Here is a 21,271-nt window from a genome sequence, read left to right on the forward strand (position 1 = left end):
ATGGGACCGCATTCGTCAATTCTGACAGTGAGCGCCACCAATGTCCTGGCGCCGACACTGGCTTCAATCAGTCCCACCTCCGGTGTCAATACCGGCGGGACGCTTGTTACCATCAATGGTTCCGGGTTCGACCCGGGCGGAACTACGGTCACTTTTGGCAGTACACCAGTCACAGGAACTTACGTTTCTCCATATCGGTTGACTGCAACGACCCCGTCCGGAACCGGTGTTGTCAACGTGACCGTCACCAATACCGCCTCCGGTCTGGCTTCTAATACCCTGGTTGGCGCGTTTACATATATTGCCAATGCCGCGCCGGTGCTGGCGACTATTGGACCCCGCTCCACCAATGAAGGGGTCAACCTTAATTTTACCGTCACTGCCACCGATGCCGACGGCACCACTTTGACACTCTCCACTTCCGCCCGTCCCACCGGCGCCACTTTCACGGACAACGGCAACAACACCGGCACTTTTAACTGGACACCGACTTTCACCCAGGCGGCAATTTACAATATCACTTTCTATGCCACCGATGGCATCGATACCGACTCCGAGCAGGTAGTTATTACCGTTAACAACGTCAATCAACTGCCGGTACTGGCGACTATCGGTCCCCGCTCGGTCAATGAAGGTGTCAATCTGAATTTCGCTGTGACTGCTACCGATGCCGACGGCGTCCCTCTCACTCTTACGACATCCAGTCCACTGCCGACAGGCGCCACTTTTACCGATAACGGCAACAACAGCGGTACATTTAACTGGACTCCAACGTTCACTCAAGCCAACACATATAATATCACTTTCTATGCCTCCGATGGAGTCGATACCGATTCCGAGCAGGTGGTCATCACCGTCAATAATGTCAATCAGCCGCCGGTGCTGGCGACTATCGGACCGCGGCTGGTCAATGAAAATGCCAATCTCAATTTCAACGTCTCCGCCACCGATGCCGATGGCGTTACGCCGACGATGACCACGTCGACCCCGCTGCCGACCGGAGCCACCTTCACCGACAATGGCAACGGAACCGGAACCTTCAACTGGACTCCCGATTTCACCCAGAGCGGTATCTACAATATTACTTTCTACGCCTCCGATGGAGTTGATACCGATTCCGAGCGGGTGACCATAACCGTCAATGATGCCGGCAATCAGGCGCCGGTTCTTGCCGCTATAGGTCCCCGGACTGTCGCCGAGGGCGCGAATCTGAATTTCAGTATCAGCGCCACCGATGCCGACTTGACTATCCCGGCACTCTCGGCTGTCAATGCCCCGGCCAATGCCACTTTTACTGACAACGGCAACGGCACCGGTACTTTCAACTTTAACCCCGATTTCACCCAGGCCGGAATCTTTCAGGTAACCTTTATCGCCTCCGATGGCGCCCTGGCTGATTCCGAAATTGTCAGTATAACTGTGACCAATGTCAACCGTCCGCCGGTGCTGGCGACAATCGGGCCACGCTCCACTGCCGAAGGAGCCAATCTCAATTTCGCCGTCAGCGCCAGCGACCCCGATATCACCATCCCGGCGCTATCGACTTCCGCCCTGCCGACCGGCGCTACCTTTGTCGATAACGGCAACGGCAGCGGAACTTTCAACTGGACTCCCGATTTCACCCAGTCCGGTTTATACTCTGTAACTTTCTATGCCTCTGACGGCGTCGAAATAGATTCCGAAATCGTTTCAATTACTGTCAATGAATCCGGTAATCAGGCTCCCGTTCTCAACCCCATCGGACCTCAGACAGTCAATGAAGCGGCTAATCTGAACTTCACCATCTCGGCCTTTGACCTTGACCTTACCATCCCGACGCTCTCGGCTACCGGCACGCCGACCAACGCCACATTCACCGATAATCTTGACGGTACCGGTACTTTCAACTTCAATCCCGATTATACTCAAGCCGGAGTCTATCAGGTAACTTTCAAGGCATTTGATGGAATCCTGGTCGATTCCGAAGTGGTTGCCATCACCGTGGTCAATGTCAATCAGCCGCCGGTGCTGGCCGCGATTGGACCGCGCTCCACCACCGAAAATCTCAACCTTAATTTTGTGGTCACGGCTACTGATGCCGATAACGTCATTCCTCTGCTGACCACCTCGGCGCTTCCGACCGGCGCCACTTTCACCAATAACGGCAACGGCACCGGCACTTTTAACTGGACACCGACTTTCACCCAGAGCGGAGTTTATAATATCACTTTCTATGCCTCCGACGGCGTCGATTCCGACTCCGAACTGGTGGCAATTACCGTTACCGATGCCGGCAATCAGCCGCCGGTGCTTGCCGCTATCGGACCGCGCACGGTTGCCGAAGGAGCGTCACTCAATTTCGGCGTCAGCGCCTCCGACCTTGACGGCACCACGCCCTCTCTTACCGCCGAAAATCTGCCGCTCAACGCCACTTTCATCGACAATCTCAACGGCACCGGCACCTTTAATTTCAGCCCCGATTTCACCCAGGCCGGTGTCTATCTGGTCCTTTTCATAGCATCTGACGGCACCCTGTCTGACTCCGAGCAGGTGACGATTACAGTTACGGAACCGGGGAATCAGCCGCCAACCATAAGCCCGGTCAGCAATGCTTCCATCTACGAAGGGAATACCTTTGAAGTGGTCGTCACCGCCACCGACCCGGAGGCAACCCCCATTTCGTTTAGCGTCTCCACTTCCCTCACCGGATACAGTTTTGTCGATAGCGGCAACGGCGTCGCCGTCTTCACTTTTGTCTCTGACTTCTTCGATGCCGGCATGCACGATATCAGATTCTTTGCCAGCGATAATGGCTTACCGCGCCTGACCGCGTCCGATACTATGACCTTGACCATTATTGAAGTCAATCAGCCGCCGGCAATCGATTCGGTCGGTCCTTTCGGGGTTCGGGTCGGACGTAACCTCACCTTCACGGTGGTGGCGCGTGACTTGACCGCCCCTAATCCGACGGCCCGCATCTTCATGTCGGCGTCGGGGCTTCCCGCAAATGCCTCCTTTGTCGATAACGGCAACAGCACCGGCACTTTCTCTTTCACTCCGGACAACACCCAGCCCGGCGCTTACACTGTCCGCTTCATCGCCACCGACCAGGGCGTTCCTCCGCTGGCAGGATTCCGCGATGTCCCGATTACTGTTGTAGCCGAAAATCTGTCGCCGGTATTTACTCTTCTCCCGCAATACGGCGTTACTGTCGAAGGGGATACTCTCGAAATGCTCGTCCGCGCGGCAGACCCCGATGGTCAACCGGTCATTCTTAGAACTGTGGTTGCGCCGCCCAACTCCAATTTCGTCGACAGCGGCAATGGCAGCGGCCTCTTTACTTTCTTCCCCAATTATGTTCAGGCCGGCTTACACCAGGTCAGATTTGAAGCCTATGACGGTGTCGATGCTACTCGGAGCCAGCCGGTAATCATTCAGGTTGCCGATGCCGGCAATCAGCCGCCGGTTATCGACCCGGTTCCGCCCCAGACTGTGACTGAAGGACAGACTCTGGTGACCACTGTGACCGCCAGTGACCCCGACCAGATCGGCGTGACCCTGACCGCTCAGGACCTTCCGACCAACGCCACTTTTGCCGACAACGGGGATGGCACCGGTACCCTGACATTTAATCCCAGTTATGTCCAGGCCGGGACATATATCGTCCTGATTATCGCCACCGACGGCGTCTATCTCGACTCGATTAACGTGACTCTGATTGTGGAAGAAGCCGGCAATCAGCCGCCCGTTATCACGACCACTTTTACTGACACCGCTACCACGGAAATGCGCCTCTTGACCTTTTCCATCAATGCCACCGACCCGGACCTCGACCCTCCTGACCTCAGCGCCACCGGTCTTCCCGCCGGCGCCACTTTTGTTGACAATAACAATGGCTCGGGGGTATTCAGTTGGCAAACCGACAACTTTGACGCTGGCAACTATCAGGTTCTCTTCTTTGCCCGTGACGCTATCAATTCCGCGTTATATGATTCGCACTTCGTGAATATTGTAGTAAGAGATTCCAATCTGGCGCCCATTTATAGGACCGTGGCGGGTAATGACTTATCTGGCATAGAAGGAGATACGCTGATATTCAGGTTTATTGCGATTGACCCCGACAGAACGACACCTCTTGTTCGGCTGAACACTCCCACTTATCAACTCGCTCTTAATATGGATACCAGCAGTTACACTACTGCCGATACCTTATGGTTTACTTGCCGATTCATTCCAGATTATACTCAGGGTAATCTTAATCCCAATTTCTATACGGTTCAGTGGATAGTCTGGGATTCAAGGTTCCCAACTGCCGTCGAGTATTCTCAGGCAGTTACCCCGCCAACTCAGTTTTTAGTTTATAATGGCAACCAGCCCCCGGTCATCAATCCTATCGGAGACCGCTCTGTAATTGAAGGTAATAACCTCTCCTTTATAGTGAGCGCTTCGGATGGCGATGGCACCCGTCCCACTCTCTCGGCTTATAATCTGCCGGCAAACGCCACTTTCTCGGGTGCGGCGCCTGATGTCAAGACCTTCAACTTCACCCCGAGTTTTGCCCAGGCCGGAGTTTATCAGGTCGGGTTCGTTGCCAGCGATGGCTCCAAAGCCGACACCGAACTGGTCGATATTACTGTCATAGAAGCCGGCAACCAGGTTCCATATTTCACCACCACTCCACCCAGCGCCCAGCCGGTCATCGTCAATCAGTTCCATACTTCGCTCCTGAGGGCGGTTGACCCTGACCTGGGGACACTGGTAATCACCGCCAGCCCGATTTTACCTTTTGCCACCTTTGTTGATTCCGGCAATGGCTCAGCCACCTACCAGATTGTGGCGCCGCCGATTGAACTTGGCAACAGTTACCAGGTGACTTTCATTGTCACCGACCCGCTGGGACTGGCCGATACCACCATCACCACCTACAATATTGTGGAATTCTTGCGGGGTGACGCCAACTCCGACAATCTCCTTGACCTTTCCGATATGGTCTTCCTGTTCAACTACTTGTATAAGGGCGGCCGTCCCCCGGCATCATTTGAAGCGGCCGATATCAACTTTGACGGCAATATCGACATCCGTGACCCTACTTATCTTCTGAATTATTTCTACAAGCAGGGTCCCCCTCCTCCTGAAAGATGACCTTATCTCTCGGTGATAAAGGGCCTCGCTCCGGCGAGGCTCTTTTTTTATAACCTGCTGCAATCTCGCAACTTCCACACAGAATTTTTTTCTGCGCAACCGCCAAAAAGGCTTGACAAACCGCCTCCTGAATTTTATTATTAAGGCGCTACTGAGTTTTTGGATAATAGGGAAAATTTGACCTTCCAAAAGGTCTTACTTCTTTAACTCGCTTGCTGAATAAGTTCGGCAATTGCTTTGTTGGGTAGGATGTTTCAAAGCCGAATCTTTGGCTTTCGCTTGTGTAGTAATACCATTGACTAAATTACTTCAGCATCGGCGTGAATAACGCCTCAAATTGTAAACGAATAGGTCGTTTGTAGCTTTCAAACTTTTGTCCCTTATACCTATGACCGTGATAAGGTGTTTGGAAGGGAGGTGACAGACGCAACATTGTCTGGCAGTTTCGAGTCGACGAAACTGAATGACTTTATTTTAAAGGACCTAAATTTGTTCAGACTCGACCATGGGAATAAATTTAGGGAATAAGTTGGGAACTTTTAATCTCTTTGAAAGGAGCACAGAAATGACAAGGAAATTATCGGCGATCTTTCTTATCTCCTTGTTAATTGTTGCTTTTCTGGCCGGTTCATCCTTCGCCGCCGATAAGAGAGCTGAAAGAGAATATCTCCGTCATTTGAACGTCAAGCCCATTGACAAAGTCCCGCCGGCGGCGCTGGTTGGGGGCGAATCTGTCTTTGGCGCGACCGTTACCAAAGACGTGGGACAGTCTCTCGGTTTCGACCAGATTCCGTCAGCCTCTCCCGGTCTCCAGATCGGCACCACGACCTATGACTATCAGCACAATGGTCGTATGGGCCGTCATGTTGACTGGCGCGGCACCCAGTCGGTTCACTTCCTCTGGATGAAACAGGTCAATACCACCCTCGGCGGCGACCGTGGCGGTGGATACGAAGTCTGGGATGGTGACCAGGTTCCCGGTACTTTCATCCACGTTAATGCGTCCGCGGGCGGCGGTTGCGATGTGCACCCCCGTCTTGGTTCCGGTAACAACTACTCCGGTTATTACTGCCTTGATGTGGCTCCCGATGGCCGGGCGGTAATCGGCAACCACCATGACCAGGGCGAGACCCCGCCGTTCCAGGCGACTGTCTGGTTCGACTATGACATTAACTCCTGCTTCTTCGGCGCTTATCGCTACCGTGTACCAGACTCATTGGCGCAGTATGTATTCGACGCCCTCGGCGATTATGAATATATCTGGCCTTACATTGATTTCCAGATTTTTAACAATGACACTATTACGCACGTTTTCGCCCAGCAGTCACATGACGCCGCGGGCGCCGTGCAGAATATCATGTATTTCCGTCGCGTCGGCGGTTTTGATGCCGGCGAATGGGACTACCCGCCGCTCTTCATCGGCGGTGTGCAGGATATCGCCCAGACCGTGACTTCCTCCCGGACCACCGGTAAGGTTGCTCTCGTCTGGTTTGGCGGCTATCCGGCCGTCCCCGGCGACACTATCTGGCGCGACCAGGGACAGAGAGCCAACGACGTCTTCTGTAAGATTTCTACCGACGCCGGCGCCACCTGGGGGAACACTGTCAACATTACCAAGTTTGATACTTCCACCACCGGCTGGCTGGCGCATACAGACGCCTCCGCTCTCATGGGCACCGACAATTATCTCCATGTTATCTGGAATGCCCGTGAAGCGTCCAATGGCCTCTTCCAGCACTTCTTCGGCTGCCGTCTTTTCCACTGGACGGAGCAGTATCCGAACTTCATCAGTACCATTAAGGATGCTAACTGGGATCTTCCCGAAGACGGCTGCCATGGCGGCGCCTGGAACGAAATGTCTATCGTGAAGATGCAGTTGTCGGAGTGCGATGGTAAGTTCTATGCCTTGTTCACTCAGTTCAACGACATCAGAAACGGCATCGATGACGACTGCCATATTTCCAACTGGACCGCTAATAACTCCAGCGGAACAGCCAACGGCGAGCTCTATATTTCCGTTTCCGATAACAGCGGTTTGAACTGGGATATCCCGCGCAACCTGACCAACACCTATTCTCCCATGTGCGACACCATTGGTTTGGCTCCTCGTTGCGAATCCGATATGTGGGCTTCGATTTCCCGCTACGGTATGACCACCACCGGCAACTTCACCGGTGTGACCATTGTTGACCCCTCCGGTTCCTATGCCGGCAACAAGTTCATGGATGTCTTCTATGTTAACGACAGATATCCTGGCGGCGCCGTGCAGGATGCCGGTGTCTGGACGGTCAACCCGATGCGCTGGTTCCGCGTGCCCTGTATCAACCCGATTCCGAACCCGGTGCTGGCTCTTTCGCCCAGTGATGTTGACGACCCGACCTTTACTCTCCCTGGTGTCCAGAAAGACACCGTCGTGAAGGTTGAGAACGTCGGTAACGCCACCATGACAGTCACCAGCGTCACAGCGGTGAAACTGACCGGTACCAATTTCGACTGGCTCGGTGTGACCAACCTGCCGACCACCGTTTCTCACCTGCTCCCGAATAACTTTCATAATATGACGGTGCAGTTGAACAAGGGCGGCGTTATCGCTACCGGCCCGCATGCCTATGAAGGTCTGCTTATCTTTTCCGGTAACTTCTTTGGCAGCCCCGATACCATGCAGATTCATCTTATTGTCGCCTCCGAACTCTCCCGTCCGAGATGGGCTGAGATTCGCACCGCCAATAAGAGAGTCTACTTCAACAATGCCGGTAACATGGGCCGTGGCGGTGAGGATGGCTGGTGCCTCAATTTCTTCAATGATTGCGACACCTCCAACAACATCACCGGCGCCAATGCCAACGCCAAGATTTATCTCTATGACGCTTCCCCGTATATCATTCGCCTGAAAGGCACCGACACTGTCCTCAACTCCTACATGTGGGATGCGGACTGGCTCGGCGGTGACGGATGGCGTCCGGTGGAGACCGTGATAGTTGTCGATTCCACTACCTATCCGGATTACACCTGGGGATATACCGGAACTTATTATTCCAAGGATTCCGCCATCGGCGCGCAGTCGCAGTACTGGGCATCCAAGCATGCCGATTCCGCCTCCTTCATCATTCAGGCCGTCCGTTACTTTAACCGTACCGGCGCCACCATCACCGGCGTTATGGTCGGTGAGATGATGGACTGGGATGTTCCATCCGATACCGGCGTTGACAACTCCTCCGGCTTCGACTTCAGCCGTCAGTTGATGTACTGCTTCGGCGAGGAAGTTCATGACGATACCGCGCAGGGTCTTCTGACCAACAACTGCGTTGACCAGGATCTGCGTATGGGCGGTTTCGCTTATGTTGACGGTTACAAGAAGCCCTATACCGGCGTTGCCGATGATTTTGACAACGTTCGCGGTATCTTCACAGGCCACAACCCGTACTGGCAGGATGGTTCCGGTTCCTTCAAGCCTGGTCCGCTCTATAACAAACTGCGGACTTTCTCCGGCTATGAGAACTGGACTCCCAACCTTGCCGATCCGGAATCGGTCTATGTTGACCTGAATATGTGCGCCCTCTATACTCCGCAGAGAGATCTGGGAGCGACCGATACTCTGGTCTTCGTCAAGATCTTAGCGACCGAGTATAACGGCGGCGCCGCCGGTCTGCAGGCGACCATTGATAAGGCGAAAGCCTGGATTGCGGCTCGTCCGAGTATCTTCAACTTTACGGGCCACTCCATTGCCTTCCCGGCTCCCAAGTATATCAACTGGCCGCCAATACTGCCGGCTATCGGCAACAAGAGCGGAACGACAACTGCGGCTCTGACCTTTACTATTGGTCCGGCCACCGATGTTGAAAATGACGCTCTGACCTACTCGGCGTTGGGTGTTCCTGCCGGCGCTACTTTCACGCCTGGCACCAGAACCTTCAACTGGCCGACCCCGGTTGTCGGAACCTACAATGTCTCCTTCTATGTCACTGATGGCAAAGGATGGGATGAAGAAACCATTCAGATTACCATCAGCGGCAACTGCTGCAACCTGCCCGGCGATGCCAACAACAACGCCACCGTGAACATTCTTGATGCGACTTACATCATTGCCTATCGCTTCAAGGGTGGTCCGGCTCCGGGATGCTTGCAGGAAGCCGATGCCAATGGTAACGGTACCATCAACATTCTTGATGCTACCTACATCATTGCTTACCGCTTCAAGAGTGGACCGGCTCCGGTTTGCGGACCGTAATTGTCAGAAAATTCACTGACTTCAGTAGTCAGTGAGGCTTCAAAAATCAGGAATCCCGCCTCATGGCGGGATTCCTGTATTATTCTGTCACGGATAGGGGCTAACGGGGCAAGTTTAGCGAGGGGGGAGACAGTACCTCACACCGCCGCCATGGAAATGCTGTGATTTTGACCGATAACAAAGTTATGAAAATAGATTTTTAAGCGAACCGATAAGGCTAACTGACGGTTCTAATCAATAATATTGAATGTAATCGCTTTACGATATAATAACGTGCGATAAGAGTAGATTTATTCATATGCAAAGAGAGGCAACTATGAACCACCGGTATGGTCTTCCCCGGGTCGTAACCTTCCTGCTGCCGGCGCTGCTTTTGACTATCTCGCTGGCGCAGGGACAAACCTATGACCTCCAGGGAGATGAAAGTCCGATTTTGATGCCGGGTCGGCTGGAAGTTCAGTTTGAAAAAAATGTAAATACCAAGACGATGGCGAAAGGGTTCGGGACTCTCAGTCTCGGGGTGCCGTCGCTCGACCAGGTCTTCAGCAAATATCAGGTTCGGGAGGCGGTCGCCATGTTTCCCTGGCGGGAAGGGGCAGATGCTCTCCAGGGCGATGATGATATGTCCAGGTTCTATGAGCTCTTTTTCAATGAAGCCGCGGATATAAATTCTATCATCGGCGAGTTGCGGCAAAATCCCAATATCAAGACCGTTTCTCCCGTCTGGGCGATACCGGTGCGGGCTGTCCCCAATGACCAGTATTATGGTATGCAGTGGGCGCCGCCGAAAACGATGTCGCCGGCCGGATGGGATATTCAGAAGAGCACCGATACCGCCAAAATCGCCATCATCGACAGCGGCGTGCTTTTCACCCATCCAGATTTGAGAGACAAAATCTGGGTCAACCCGGGTGAGGACCTCGATGATGATATGGTGGTTTTTGATTCCGAAGATGTCAATGGGATTGATGATGACGGCAACGGCGTTGTCGATGACCTTATTGGATACGATTTCTTCAGCGGTTTTAGCGGGATCACCTGCTGGACCGGCGAGGATTGCGGGACACCGGATAACAACCCGACCGATTATAATGGCCATGGCACCCACTGTGCCGGCATTGCCGGAGCGACAACGAATAATTCTACCGGTGTCGCCGGCTTAGCGGGCGGCTGGGGAGGAGGACTGGGAACGTATGCCGGCGCCAGGATTATGTGCCTTCGGGTCGGTGGTTCCGGTGTCAATCCCAACGGCGGATATGAGAGCGGTTATGTCAATACCGCTAACTGCGCCACCGCTATCGACTATGCCTCCCGAATGGGAGCCTGTGTTATCAATGCCAGTTGGGGCGCCGCCGATACCCCCGCTATGCGGACCGCCTGCAACCGTGCCAACGACTCCGGAGTTGTCATAACGCACGCCGCCGGCAATGACGATAACAGCACCTCCGACTTCCTTGATTATTACACATATAACGGTTATCCGGTCTCCCTCTCGGTCGCCGCAACCACCTCCGGCGATGCCAAAGCCTCCTTCTCCAATTATGGCGCTTGGATTGATGTCTCGGCGCCCGGTGTAAGTATCTATAACACCTATTCCAATCATGGCTCCGCCGTATATGCCTATCTTGATGGCACCTCGATGGCGGCTCCGCATGTTGCCGGTCTTGCCGCGCTCATCAAGTCGCATATGCCCAGCCTCCGCAAACAGCAGATAGATACTGTTATCCTGAATCATGCCGACGATATCGATATCTATAATCCTCTCTATCCGGGACAACTCGGCTCAGGAAGAATCAATGTCTGCTCTTCCTTGACCAGCCTGCCCAATATGAATTTCACCGCCGGACCGGTTCTGGTCGGACTGGCGCCATTGACCGTTGACTTCACTGATATATCTCCCATTACCGCTCCCTCCTGGCTCTGGGATTTTGGCGATGGCGGCTCGTCCACCGACCAGAATCCGAGCCATACTTACACGCAGTGGGGACTATATAATGTTTCCTTGACCGGAACAGTTCCAAAAGGCACCCATACCAGGACCTATCCCCGGCTGGTGATGGTTATTCAGGATACCCTTAAGGTCGATTCTATTGTCGCTCGACCCGGCGATACCATAGTCGTGCCGATACGTTTGACCAATTTCTTTCAGATAAAACAGATAATGCTGCCGATTGAATTCAGCGATGCCACCTATCTTGACCTCTGGGCAAGCAATCCGTTTTCGGTCACCGGTCTGCGGACTTCTTATTTTCAGGAAGTCAATCCCCTGACGTATGACCCGACTAATCTCCGTTTCCGGTTCCGTCTGTCTTCCAATACCACCAGCGGCTCCAACTATCTTGACCCGGGCACCGGCGCCATTTTGAATATCTATGTCATTGCCGCCTCATCTGTTCCCAGCCCGCAGGTAATAACTATCGACACTACCGAGATATCGACCTCGCATGTACAACTTTATTCCATTGTAAATTCTTACACCCCGGCCTTCAAACGGGGGAAGATAGTAATCGCCAATTACCTGCGCGGCGACGCCAACACCAACGGCGTTATTAACATCCTTGATGCTACCTATATTATCAGTTTCTTGTACAAGGATGGCCCGACGCCGGATTCTTATGCCGGTGACGCCAACGCCAGCGGTGGTATAAATATACTTGATGCCACCTACCTGATTAGTTATCTGTTTAAGGATGGCCCGCCGCCTCCGCTATGATTTGCGAAGGAGGAAGACTGATAGAATTTAGAGCTTTTTTTAGTTGACTAATATTTCGGGAGGTCTTATAATGGCATCCTGAGGAGTCCCTATAAGTATGAGTCCGACAGGGAGGATGGACTTGTTAAACAAGAGGGAGGTGAACAGGAGAGTATAGCTAATTGTTAAAGTGATATTGAATATAGGACTGTCGGTTCAGTGAGTAGTTTGATCTCTTTGAGCCGGCAACTTTCTTTTCGAAAATGGAAAAATAAAAAATAGGAGTTGGAAATGAGAAGAAGTTTGTTGGTAGGGTTTTTAGCCCTATTCCTTCTTACCGCCTCGTCTGTCCTCGCCATCGGAAACCTTGATATGACGGTCAATATTCCGCAGCTCTGGGACGACAACGGAGTTATGAAGATCCCCCAGGGTCAGCCGTTTTACATTGAGATTATCTGGAATTATACGGCTGCGGCCACCGATTCCATGCTGGGCGGAAGTTTCACGCTGGAATTTACTTCCCCTGATATCACCACAGTTACGAAAGTTGATGCTCCGGCCGGCACTGACCGGGCGGTGCTTCCCGCGCCATATAACAACGTCGCCCTTAAGAACGGCTTCCACAATACCACCTATTGGGGTCTGTTTGGAAGCCCGACTGATTGGCCCTTTGCTTTCAAGACGGACAACTTTGATGGCACCCTGCCCGATTATTTTGGACATGCCTTTGCTTCCAGCGTTGGATTCCCGCCCACCCTTGGCGCTACCGCTTTCTATGAGATTCATTATCAGATTGATGCCCCCGGAACTTTCTGTATCGATTCAGCCATCACCGGCGACCCCTCATTTGACTGGGCTTTCGGCGATGACCAGGGAGCCGATATCCCTTACCATTTTGAAAGCGACGGACCGATCTGCTTTGAAGTGAAAGACCCGGCTCTTGATGTCAGACAGCATAATTCGGAACTACTCCCGATAGAATATGCCCTGGAGCAGAACCATCCCAACCCGTTTAATCCCAGCACCGTGATTGAATTCGCGCTTCCCAAAGCCTCCATGACCAACCTGAGCATTTTCAATATCCTCGGTCAGAGGATAGCGACTCTGGTGGACAAGGAGCTCCCCGCCGGTTTCTATCAGGTCACCTGGGACGGCACCTCCGATAACGGCTCAGTGGTTGCCACCGGTATCTATTTCTACCGTATAGAAGCGGAGAAATTCCAGAGCACCAAGAAGCTGATGCTTCTTAAGTAATCTGGTTAAAATCGGAATCTTGAGCCCTCGGCCGAGGTCGAGGGCTTTTTATTTATCTTATTGTTTCCCAATACAATACAAGTCGAAGCCGAAATTATCAAACGTATCTTTGTAATCGTCTATAAATCAACAGATTACGGGCTGTCAACAATATTGTGGAAATCTTGTTGACAGTTTTCTGTTTTTATTACTGCGTAATCTATTATATATTATAGATTTACAGAAATTAGATTGGCGCTAACAGAATTAAATATAGACCTCTCCGAGAAATCTTATTGACTTATTCCTCCATTTTACTTAAGATTGCTCTTGTTCAATGGAATGTCTTTTTGTATAACCCGTTGAAAGATAAGGTTTTATATGTTAGGTGTCACAGATAACAAGTTCGTCATAGGTAAAGAAACTTATTATCCCTTCTCGGTGGAGATGCATTATTTCCGTATTGATAAGAAATACTGGTCGATCTGCTTTGAAAGAATTAAAAGGGCCGGTTTCCGGATTATCTCCTCGGCCGTCCCCTGGAATCTTCATCAGGATGCCAACAAGCATATTGATTTTTCCGGATTCAGCGACCCGCGCAAGGACCTGATAGTCTTTCTGGAGTTAGCGCGGGAATTCGGTTTCAAAGTAATCCTCCGACCGGGACCGATAATCGGCGGGCAGTGGCCTAATGGCGGGTTGCCGCAGTTTCTTTTTAATGATTTCAAGATTTATGCTCGTGATGCCAAAGGTCAGGAATTGCGGTTGAATGATGATGCCGGCGTTCCCGGCGGTTTCCTGCCCAGTTATCTGCATACCACCTTTCAGCACTACCTGCGCAACTACTTCAAAGCGCTGGTTGAGACTACCCGGAATTATATACATCCCCGGGGCCCGGTCTTCATGGTCGAGCTCGACTACGAAACCTCTTTTGGGCGGTATCTCGACCCGGGGTCGGCCGATTTCAATCCCGATATGCTTGCCAAGCATTATCCCGGATTTCTGGCATCCCGTTATGAGGATATCAAGAAATTGAACCAGTTATATAAGGAAAAAGCGGAGAGTTTTGATAAAGTGGAACCGCCCCGCAATTTTTCCCGTCTCGAGACCAAGGAACTTCCCAAGGTATTCGACTGGTTCCGCTTCCGGGAATATATTCTCAAGACCTACCTTGCCACCCTGCAGGAGATTTTCAAATCCTACACCGTGTCGCCTCTCTTTTTCCGTTCGCTTTACTTTCGCCCCGGCGATATTCTACCGGCTTTTGACCTCTCTTCCAAAGAATATGAGCCGATGCTCGGAGTCAATGTTCTTCCCGAAGGGAGTTATTTCGACCTGGTCCAGAAGGGGCGTTATCTTAAGGGAGAGTACCAATTCGCCTGGGCGTCATCGTACATTTCCGGGGCTCCGGCCACTGAAAAAGAACTGCAGGCGGCGCCGCGGCATTATCCCGATGGTCTCCGCAAATTCTACCTCGTGGCGGGGCTGGTTTCCGGCTTTAAGGGGTTCAATCATTATATGTTTGTTGACCGCGACCACTGGTATGGCGCGCCGCTTGCCAAGGATGGCACTATCTCCAGCGGGTATGAGGTCATCCGGCAATTCAATGCCTCTATTTTGAGCGCCAAGATTCATGAGCTCGAAAACGCCCGAAAAATCTGCGTGGTAGGAAACCGCCATTACCAATGGATTCGGCTGCTGGACAGCCCCCAGCAATTCGAGTATATCGAGCGGCTGTTGAGCGACTCTATCGCCGGCATCTGCCGCGATTTGATGCGCCTGAAACTGGAGTATGATGTCAGTGAGACTATGGACCCGGAACATCTCAGCAAGTACGACCTGGTGATACTACCGACCGCTGAATTTTTGCCGGAGGCGATGCAGACCGCGATTGTGGAGCTGGTCAAGAGGGGAGTCAATGTCATTGCCTGCGGACTGATGCCCCGTTTCGATGAAAATTTCCATGACTGCCTGGTGCTGAGCCGTCATATGAGAATCAAAACCGCCCTCAATTACGGGGTGGACCAGATAAAACTGAAACATACCCAATTTACCGCGGCCGTTTATGGACATATATTGACCACCGATTCCAAAGCCAAGAAAATAGCCACCGCCAGCAAGAAGAATGTGGGCGTAGCCTCTTCCCGATATAAAGGGACATTCTATCTCTTCTCTTTCAATATCGGCTCGGATGGTGACCATAACAAATTGGGTTTTATCGAGTCGCTTCTGGCCGAGAACGACCTTTCTTCCCTGCTCTACTGCTCCGACCCATCGGTTGACCTCTCGGTGCAGCGCGCCGAGAAGCGGGTGGTTCTCTATGTCGTAGCCCCTCCCCCCGGGGAACTCTCCGCTCTTGCCAATACAGCCAGCCGCGAAGTGATAATCCGGGTTGACCTGCGAAAACTGGGAATCGCCTCCGCTAAAATCAAAATGGTTGACCTCCTCTCCGGCGAAAATCCACAGGCGCAGAAACTTTCTTCGGAGACTCTTCGCAAAGGGATGCCGGTGAAGCTTGATTTTCCCGATGGAAAAATCTATCTGCTGGAGCCTAAATAGAGAGCCAGCGGTCCTTTTCCCGATATTTTCAGGCGCCGGCGTATGCCGGCGTTTTTTATGGATTTAGTTTATTGGATATCAAAAATATGCTGATGATGAGAGTTCTCAACAACGATTATTTCAGATTAAGATAGAAGTTACGATGCCGAGGGGGCGTTTCCGGCGGCGCCGGATACGAGCGAACGGAATCTGCGCATCAAGGCATTGTATCCTCCGATGGCAGCGCCAATCCCTATAAGAAAGGCGAATATATAGACCAGACAACCGAGGTATGGCACCAGGAAAAGCAGGCTCAGGACAATCAGTCCCAGGAGCAACTCCCAGCCAATGGCATGATTCCTCCCCTGGCTCAGCAGGGCGAGGAGTTTTCTTCCGACCAGAATCGAAAGATAAATCTTGCCGACATAGAAAAGCACCAGGCCGAGGCAGATGAGGAAAATTGCAATCGGGATGAAAACAATTAGTATCATCAGGACCAGCGCTCCGGCGGTGAAGACGATGAAAGAAAGACAGCCGATTGCCAGCGTCACCCAAAAATTGTTTTCAATCTGCAGGACCGACTCGCGAGTATGCTCGCGAAACAGAAAAATCATCACCAGACCGGTGATAAGCGCCATTCCGAAGAGAACAAAGCGAAGTATCAGCGAGAAAACGGTAAACTGGTCCTTTTCTTCGTCTTTGTCTCCTTCTTTGGGAAGATTCCACTCCAGACCGCCCAGAATATTGGCGCCGGGCTCAATGGAGGCTTCTTTTGGCGAAGTGTAATGGAGGTATCCCGAAATCTGCGCGGGAGGAATGATGATTAGATTCTCGGTGGTGATATCAGCATTTCCTTCGATATTACCGGAGATAATGACACTGCTGCCATCGATTTTGACATTCCCTTTGACCGTGCCGTCAACGGTAATCTTGTTGCCGCCGGCGGTCAGGTCTCTGGCAATAATGCTTTTTTCCCCTATCCCGATTTCGTTTCCGAAGCAGACAACATTATTCCCGATATTGCCGTCAATGCTGACATAATTCCCAAAAAGACGGGCGCTCTTTTCGACCGCTCCCAGAATGCCAACGCGGTATGCGAAGAGATTGACATTTCCGAAAATCTCCCCGGAACTGTTGATGTCATAACAGAAGGCGGTCAGGTCGCCGTAAACTTTGCCGTTAACTTTCCCGTAATTGGCGAATATATAGATATCGTCTCTGATTTCATCCTGACGCGGCACTGTAACGGTCTTGCGGCTGAAAAATTCTGACGGGAATGCGGTGGCGGTCGCCAAAAGCAGAAGCCCCAAGGCCGTAAAAATTATGAACCGCTGACGCATTCTATCTCGCTCACTTCAGATGGTTTGCTATACTATCATTACGTGTTTTGGCGGAAACAGTTTCTGAATGAATCTCTAAGGAATTGTATTGCATAATGATTCCGCGGTTTATATTATTTAATATTAGTCTCGTTTTGGCAACATAAAAGTGTATGAATATTCTGATTCTTCTGGTCCCGTCGATTATTCTTCTGATTATCGCTTATCGCAGTTACGGGAGCTGGCTATCCCGGAAACTGGGGGTGGAACCCTTCCGGAAAACGCCGGCGGTGGTAAACAATGACGGGGTCGATTATGTCCCGACTCGTCTGCCGGTGCTCTTTGCCCATCATTACTCGGCTATAGCGGGAGCCGGACCGATTATAGGACCAACCTTGGGAATCCTCTATGGCGTCGGACCGGCCTGGCTCTGGATAATCATAGGGGGAATCTTCTTTGGAGCGGTGCATGATTTTGCCGCCCTTTTCGCTTCAATTCGGGAAGGGGGCTCCTCGATGGCTGAAATCGCCCGCAAGGCGCTGGGCGATTACGGGTTTCTTATGTTCATCAGTTTTACCGGTATAATGCTCGTGCTGGTTACATCGGCGTTTCTCTCCCTGACCGCCATTTCTTTAACCTCTATCTGGCCTGTGGAAAGCCTCGGGCTTTCACCCCAACAGACCCTGCTTAAAACCCGCCTCGTAGATGGGCAGCAAATGGGTGTAGTCGGGGGGATTGCCTCGACTTCAGTAATCATCATTACTCTCTGCGCCCCTCTTCTGGGGTACCTGATTTTCAAAAAGAGATTGAATACCGTTCTTTCCTTTCTTCTCGCCGCCCTGATATGCGCTCTTTCCATTTATGTCGGCTTCGAAATTCCGATGAGTCTGCCCGGTTTCACCTGGATGGTGATTCTTTCCATCTATGTCCTTTTCGCCTCCGGTTTGCCGGTCTGGACTATACTTCAGCCTCGCGATTTTATCAATGTGCAGATTCTCTATGGCGGCATCGCCGCGATGCTTCTGGGAATAATTATTACCGGTGTGGGTGGCGCCGTTACGAATATGCCAACCTGGAGTCTTCAGGAGGGGAATGCCCATATGGGACCGGTCTGGCCCATGCTATTCATCATAATCGCCTGCGGCGCGATATCCGGTTTTCACTCTCTGGTAGCGGGAGGGACTACCGCCAAACAGATAAGCTCCGAATCGCAAGCGCGCACTATTGGATACGGTGGTATGATTCTGGAGTCGCTTCTGGCGGTTCTGGTGATTGTTACGGTTGCCTCATCGCTCAGCATGAGTGATTACTTAAAAATTACCTGGCCTGCCGCCGGTTCCGGCAACCCGATTCTCGCCTTCTCTCTGGCGGTCGGCTCGCTCCTGCATAACGCCTTCGGAATTACCGTCGCTCTGGGCGCCATTATCGGTATCCTTATGGTGGAAGGCTTCGTGGTCACCACTCTTGATGCCGCCGTCCGGCTGAATCGGTATATTCTGGAAGAACTCTGGCGCGCCATTTTTAAGACCTCGCCGGCTCTCTTGCGCAATTACTGGTTCAATTCCGGAATCGCGGTGGCGCTGATGTTCTTTCTGGCGGTCACCAACGGCTACCGTCTCATCTGGCCTGTCTTCGGCGCCAGCAATCAGCTCCTTGCCGCCTTAACCCTGATAGCAGTTACAGTCTGGCTCAATCTCGCCGGCAAGAAAAGCTGGTTCACCCTCATTCCGGCCGTCATTATGGTGGTCACAACCATCGCCTCCCTGGTTTATGCCCTCTTCAACGACTATATCCCTGACCGGAATCTGATACTATCGATAGTCGATATTATACTTCTTCTTCTCTCGGTTGGCGTCATCACCCAATCGCTGCGGAAAGCGGCGCCGATCTGGCGGGCGCGTCCCAGCCGACCTTTTTCGTCTTAATCCCTTAAGTATCAATAAATAAAAGCGGCAAACTGCCGATAAAGTAACGAAAGGTGTCGGCTTTTGCTGAGACCCAGAGCACGGCTATAAATATTTTTATGAAGATATTTCAGGACAAGGGCAAGACCCTTCTTCCGCGAGTCGACAGCATCTTCCTGATCTCACGGCTGCTGACCGTGGTCGCCACCGGATGGATTTTCTTCTTCCAGGAAATCTCCCAGAATAACTATTACCTGCTTTCCATACTGACTATCACTTTCGCCGTGCAGATGCTCATCTTCTGGTATCTGGTCAAAAATGGGAAATATGACCTCAAGAAACCGTACCTCTCCATTGTCATATTCGACATGATTTTTGTCTCTATTCTGGTCCGTCTCTCCGGCGGATATCACTCCGATTTCTACTTTCTTTACTATCTGACAGTGGCGTTTTCCGCCTACATGCTGACCCTGCCGGTCACCATGATTCTGACCGGAATCGTCTCGATAACTTATGTATATCTGGTCACGCCGGATATTCATCCATCGCATATTGTCCCCCTGCTTTTGCGAGTCGGTTTTGCCTGGTTTCTGGTGCTGGCAATCTCATTTGTCTCCGACTATATTCGCCGCTCGGAAAGACGTCTTCTTAACCTCTTTGACACCCTCAATCTGCGCACCTCGGAACTGGAAAAATCGCAGGCTAATCTGGAGATGATTTATGAGAACACGCGCGCCCTGGCGGGGATTCTTGATGTTGACGGGGTTATAGAGACGACCGTACATATCACCGGCGACTTAATGGGGTATCCCGCCAGCGCCGTCCTCCTGATTGGACCCGGCGGGAATTTCATCTATCGGGGTCGCAATATTGCAGGGCAATCAAATTTCCATCTCAAGGCAGTCGACAGCAATCGCCAGGAGCTGATACAAGCCACGGTGCAGAAAGGGGATACCATAACCATTAGCGACCTTTCGGGGCGCAGCGATTACCTGCCGCTTCGGACCAGCACTCGCTGTGTTATGCTGGCGCCGATGGTGGCGCACGGCAAACCGGTCGGCGCCCTTATTGCCGAATCGCCCCTGGCGGGAATCTTCAATCAGAAAGATGAAAAGCTGCTCACGGTCGTCGCCCGCTCCGCCGCTATGGCTATCGAAAATGCCCTCCTCCATCATCGGATGGAAGAGCTTACCATAACCGATGAATTGACCGGGATTTACAACTACCGCTATTTTGCGGATAAGCTCAAAGAAGAGCAGCGCCGCGCCGCGCGCTACAGCCTGCCGTTATCGCTAATTATGCTTGATGTTGACTGGTTCAAGAAATTCAACGATACTTATGGCCATGAAGTCGGTAATTTAGTATTGAAAGGTATTACCGCCGTCGTCAAAAAATGTATCCGGGATGTTGACATCTTTTGCCGTTATGGCGGAGAAGAGTTTGTGATAATACTGCCGCAGACACCGCAGGTGGAGGTCGCCCGTATCGGCGAACGGATTCGCCAGCAGATTGAAGAATCGACTTTTGGTGGTGGCGGCAATATTCCCGAATTGAAAGTTACCGTCTCCGTGGGGGTAACTTCCTTCCCGGAGAACGGCAAATCGCACGATGAAATCCTCTCGGTGGTGGACCAGGCGCTGTATCGCGCCAAGGGCGCCGGGAAAAACCTGGTTTGTGTGATATGATTGAGCGAATCGGACAGATTATCCTCTGCGGGTTCGATACTCCCGAACCGTCCGATGAATTTCTGGAATTTGTCAACACCGAGAATGTCGGCGGAGTAATTCTGTTTGAGGAAAATGCCAATCCTCATATCATGGCGGAGAGCTCTATAAAATCTATCATTTCAGCCGGCTCGGTCATACCGTTCATTGCCGTAGACCAGGAGGGAGGCCGGGTCTGCCGTTTCCGGGGAGCGCCGGCGGAGTTTGATTCCCCTGCCGAATATGGACGGCTTGCCAATCTCGAGCTCTTTTCCGAGCAGTTCGGCCGCGCCGCTTATTATCTTCACTCCCTCGGCGTAAACCTCTTCTTCGGTCCGGTGGCAGACCTACAGATTAATCCCGAGAACCGCTGCCTGGAAGGGCGCACCTTCGGCAGCAACCCGGCACGGGTGATTCCCTTCATCGAAAAAGCTATAAAGATTGCCAGTCGCGCCGGCATACTCTCCTGCCTGAAACATTTTCCCGGCTTCGGCGCCGCCGCCAATGACCCCCATCAGGAAATTGCCGTCGCC

At 52.0% G+C, this 21,271-nt stretch carries 9 protein-coding genes; 8 read left to right on the top strand and 1 reads right to left on the bottom strand.

The features are described 5' to 3' along the window. The 5 genes from AB1690_09045 to AB1690_09065 all read left to right on the top strand — a co-directional run bounded on the left by AB1690_09045 (position 1) and on the right by AB1690_09065 (position 15,833). Positions 1-5,121, top strand: a complete 5,121-nt coding sequence (locus tag AB1690_09045) for an Ig-like domain-containing protein (protein ID MEW6015456.1) — start codon at positions 1-3, stop codon at positions 5,119-5,121. A gap of 565 nt (positions 5,122-5,686) precedes the next feature. Continuing rightward, positions 5,687-9,349, top strand: a complete 3,663-nt coding sequence (locus tag AB1690_09050; GenBank protein MEW6015457.1) for a dockerin type I domain-containing protein — start codon at positions 5,687-5,689, stop codon at positions 9,347-9,349. Between the two features lie 316 nt (positions 9,350-9,665). Beyond that, positions 9,666-12,062, top strand: a complete 2,397-nt coding sequence (locus AB1690_09055; GenBank protein ID MEW6015458.1) for a S8 family serine peptidase — start codon at positions 9,666-9,668, stop codon at positions 12,060-12,062. Positions 12,063-12,332: 270 nt separating this feature from the next. After that, on the top strand, positions 12,333-13,295 hold the full coding sequence (locus tag AB1690_09060) for a FlgD immunoglobulin-like domain containing protein (GenBank protein MEW6015459.1): 963 nt from the start codon (positions 12,333-12,335) through the stop codon (positions 13,293-13,295). A gap of 360 nt (positions 13,296-13,655) precedes the next feature. Then, a complete protein-coding gene (locus AB1690_09065; GenBank protein ID MEW6015460.1) occupies positions 13,656-15,833 on the top strand; it encodes an alpha-amylase family protein in 2,178 nt (725 codons plus the stop codon). A gap of 137 nt (positions 15,834-15,970) precedes the next feature. On the opposite strand, the gene AB1690_09070 is transcribed toward AB1690_09065, so the two are convergent. Beyond that, positions 15,971-17,152, bottom strand: a complete 1,182-nt coding sequence (locus tag AB1690_09070; GenBank protein ID MEW6015461.1) for a polymer-forming cytoskeletal protein — start codon at positions 17,150-17,152, stop codon at positions 15,971-15,973. A 152-nt stretch (positions 17,153-17,304) separates the two neighbouring features. Here AB1690_09070 and AB1690_09075 point away from each other — a divergent pair, with 152 nt between their 5' ends. The 3 genes from AB1690_09075 to AB1690_09085 all read left to right on the top strand — a co-directional run. Next, a complete protein-coding gene (locus AB1690_09075; GenBank protein MEW6015462.1) occupies positions 17,305-19,056 on the top strand; it encodes a carbon starvation CstA family protein in 1,752 nt (583 codons plus the stop codon). A gap of 98 nt (positions 19,057-19,154) precedes the next feature. Continuing rightward, on the top strand, positions 19,155-20,720 hold the full coding sequence (locus tag AB1690_09080; GenBank protein ID MEW6015463.1) for a GGDEF domain-containing protein: 1,566 nt from the start codon (positions 19,155-19,157) through the stop codon (positions 20,718-20,720). Next, positions 20,717-21,271: glycoside hydrolase family 3 N-terminal domain-containing protein (locus AB1690_09085; protein ID MEW6015464.1), on the top strand; the 555-nt coding region annotated here is incomplete at its 3' end. The genes AB1690_09080 and AB1690_09085, both read left to right, overlap by 4 nt.

The sequence above is a fragment of the Candidatus Zixiibacteriota bacterium genome, assembly GCA_040753495.1.
GTDB lineage: Bacteria > Zixibacteria > MSB-5A5 > GN15 > PGXB01 > DYGG01.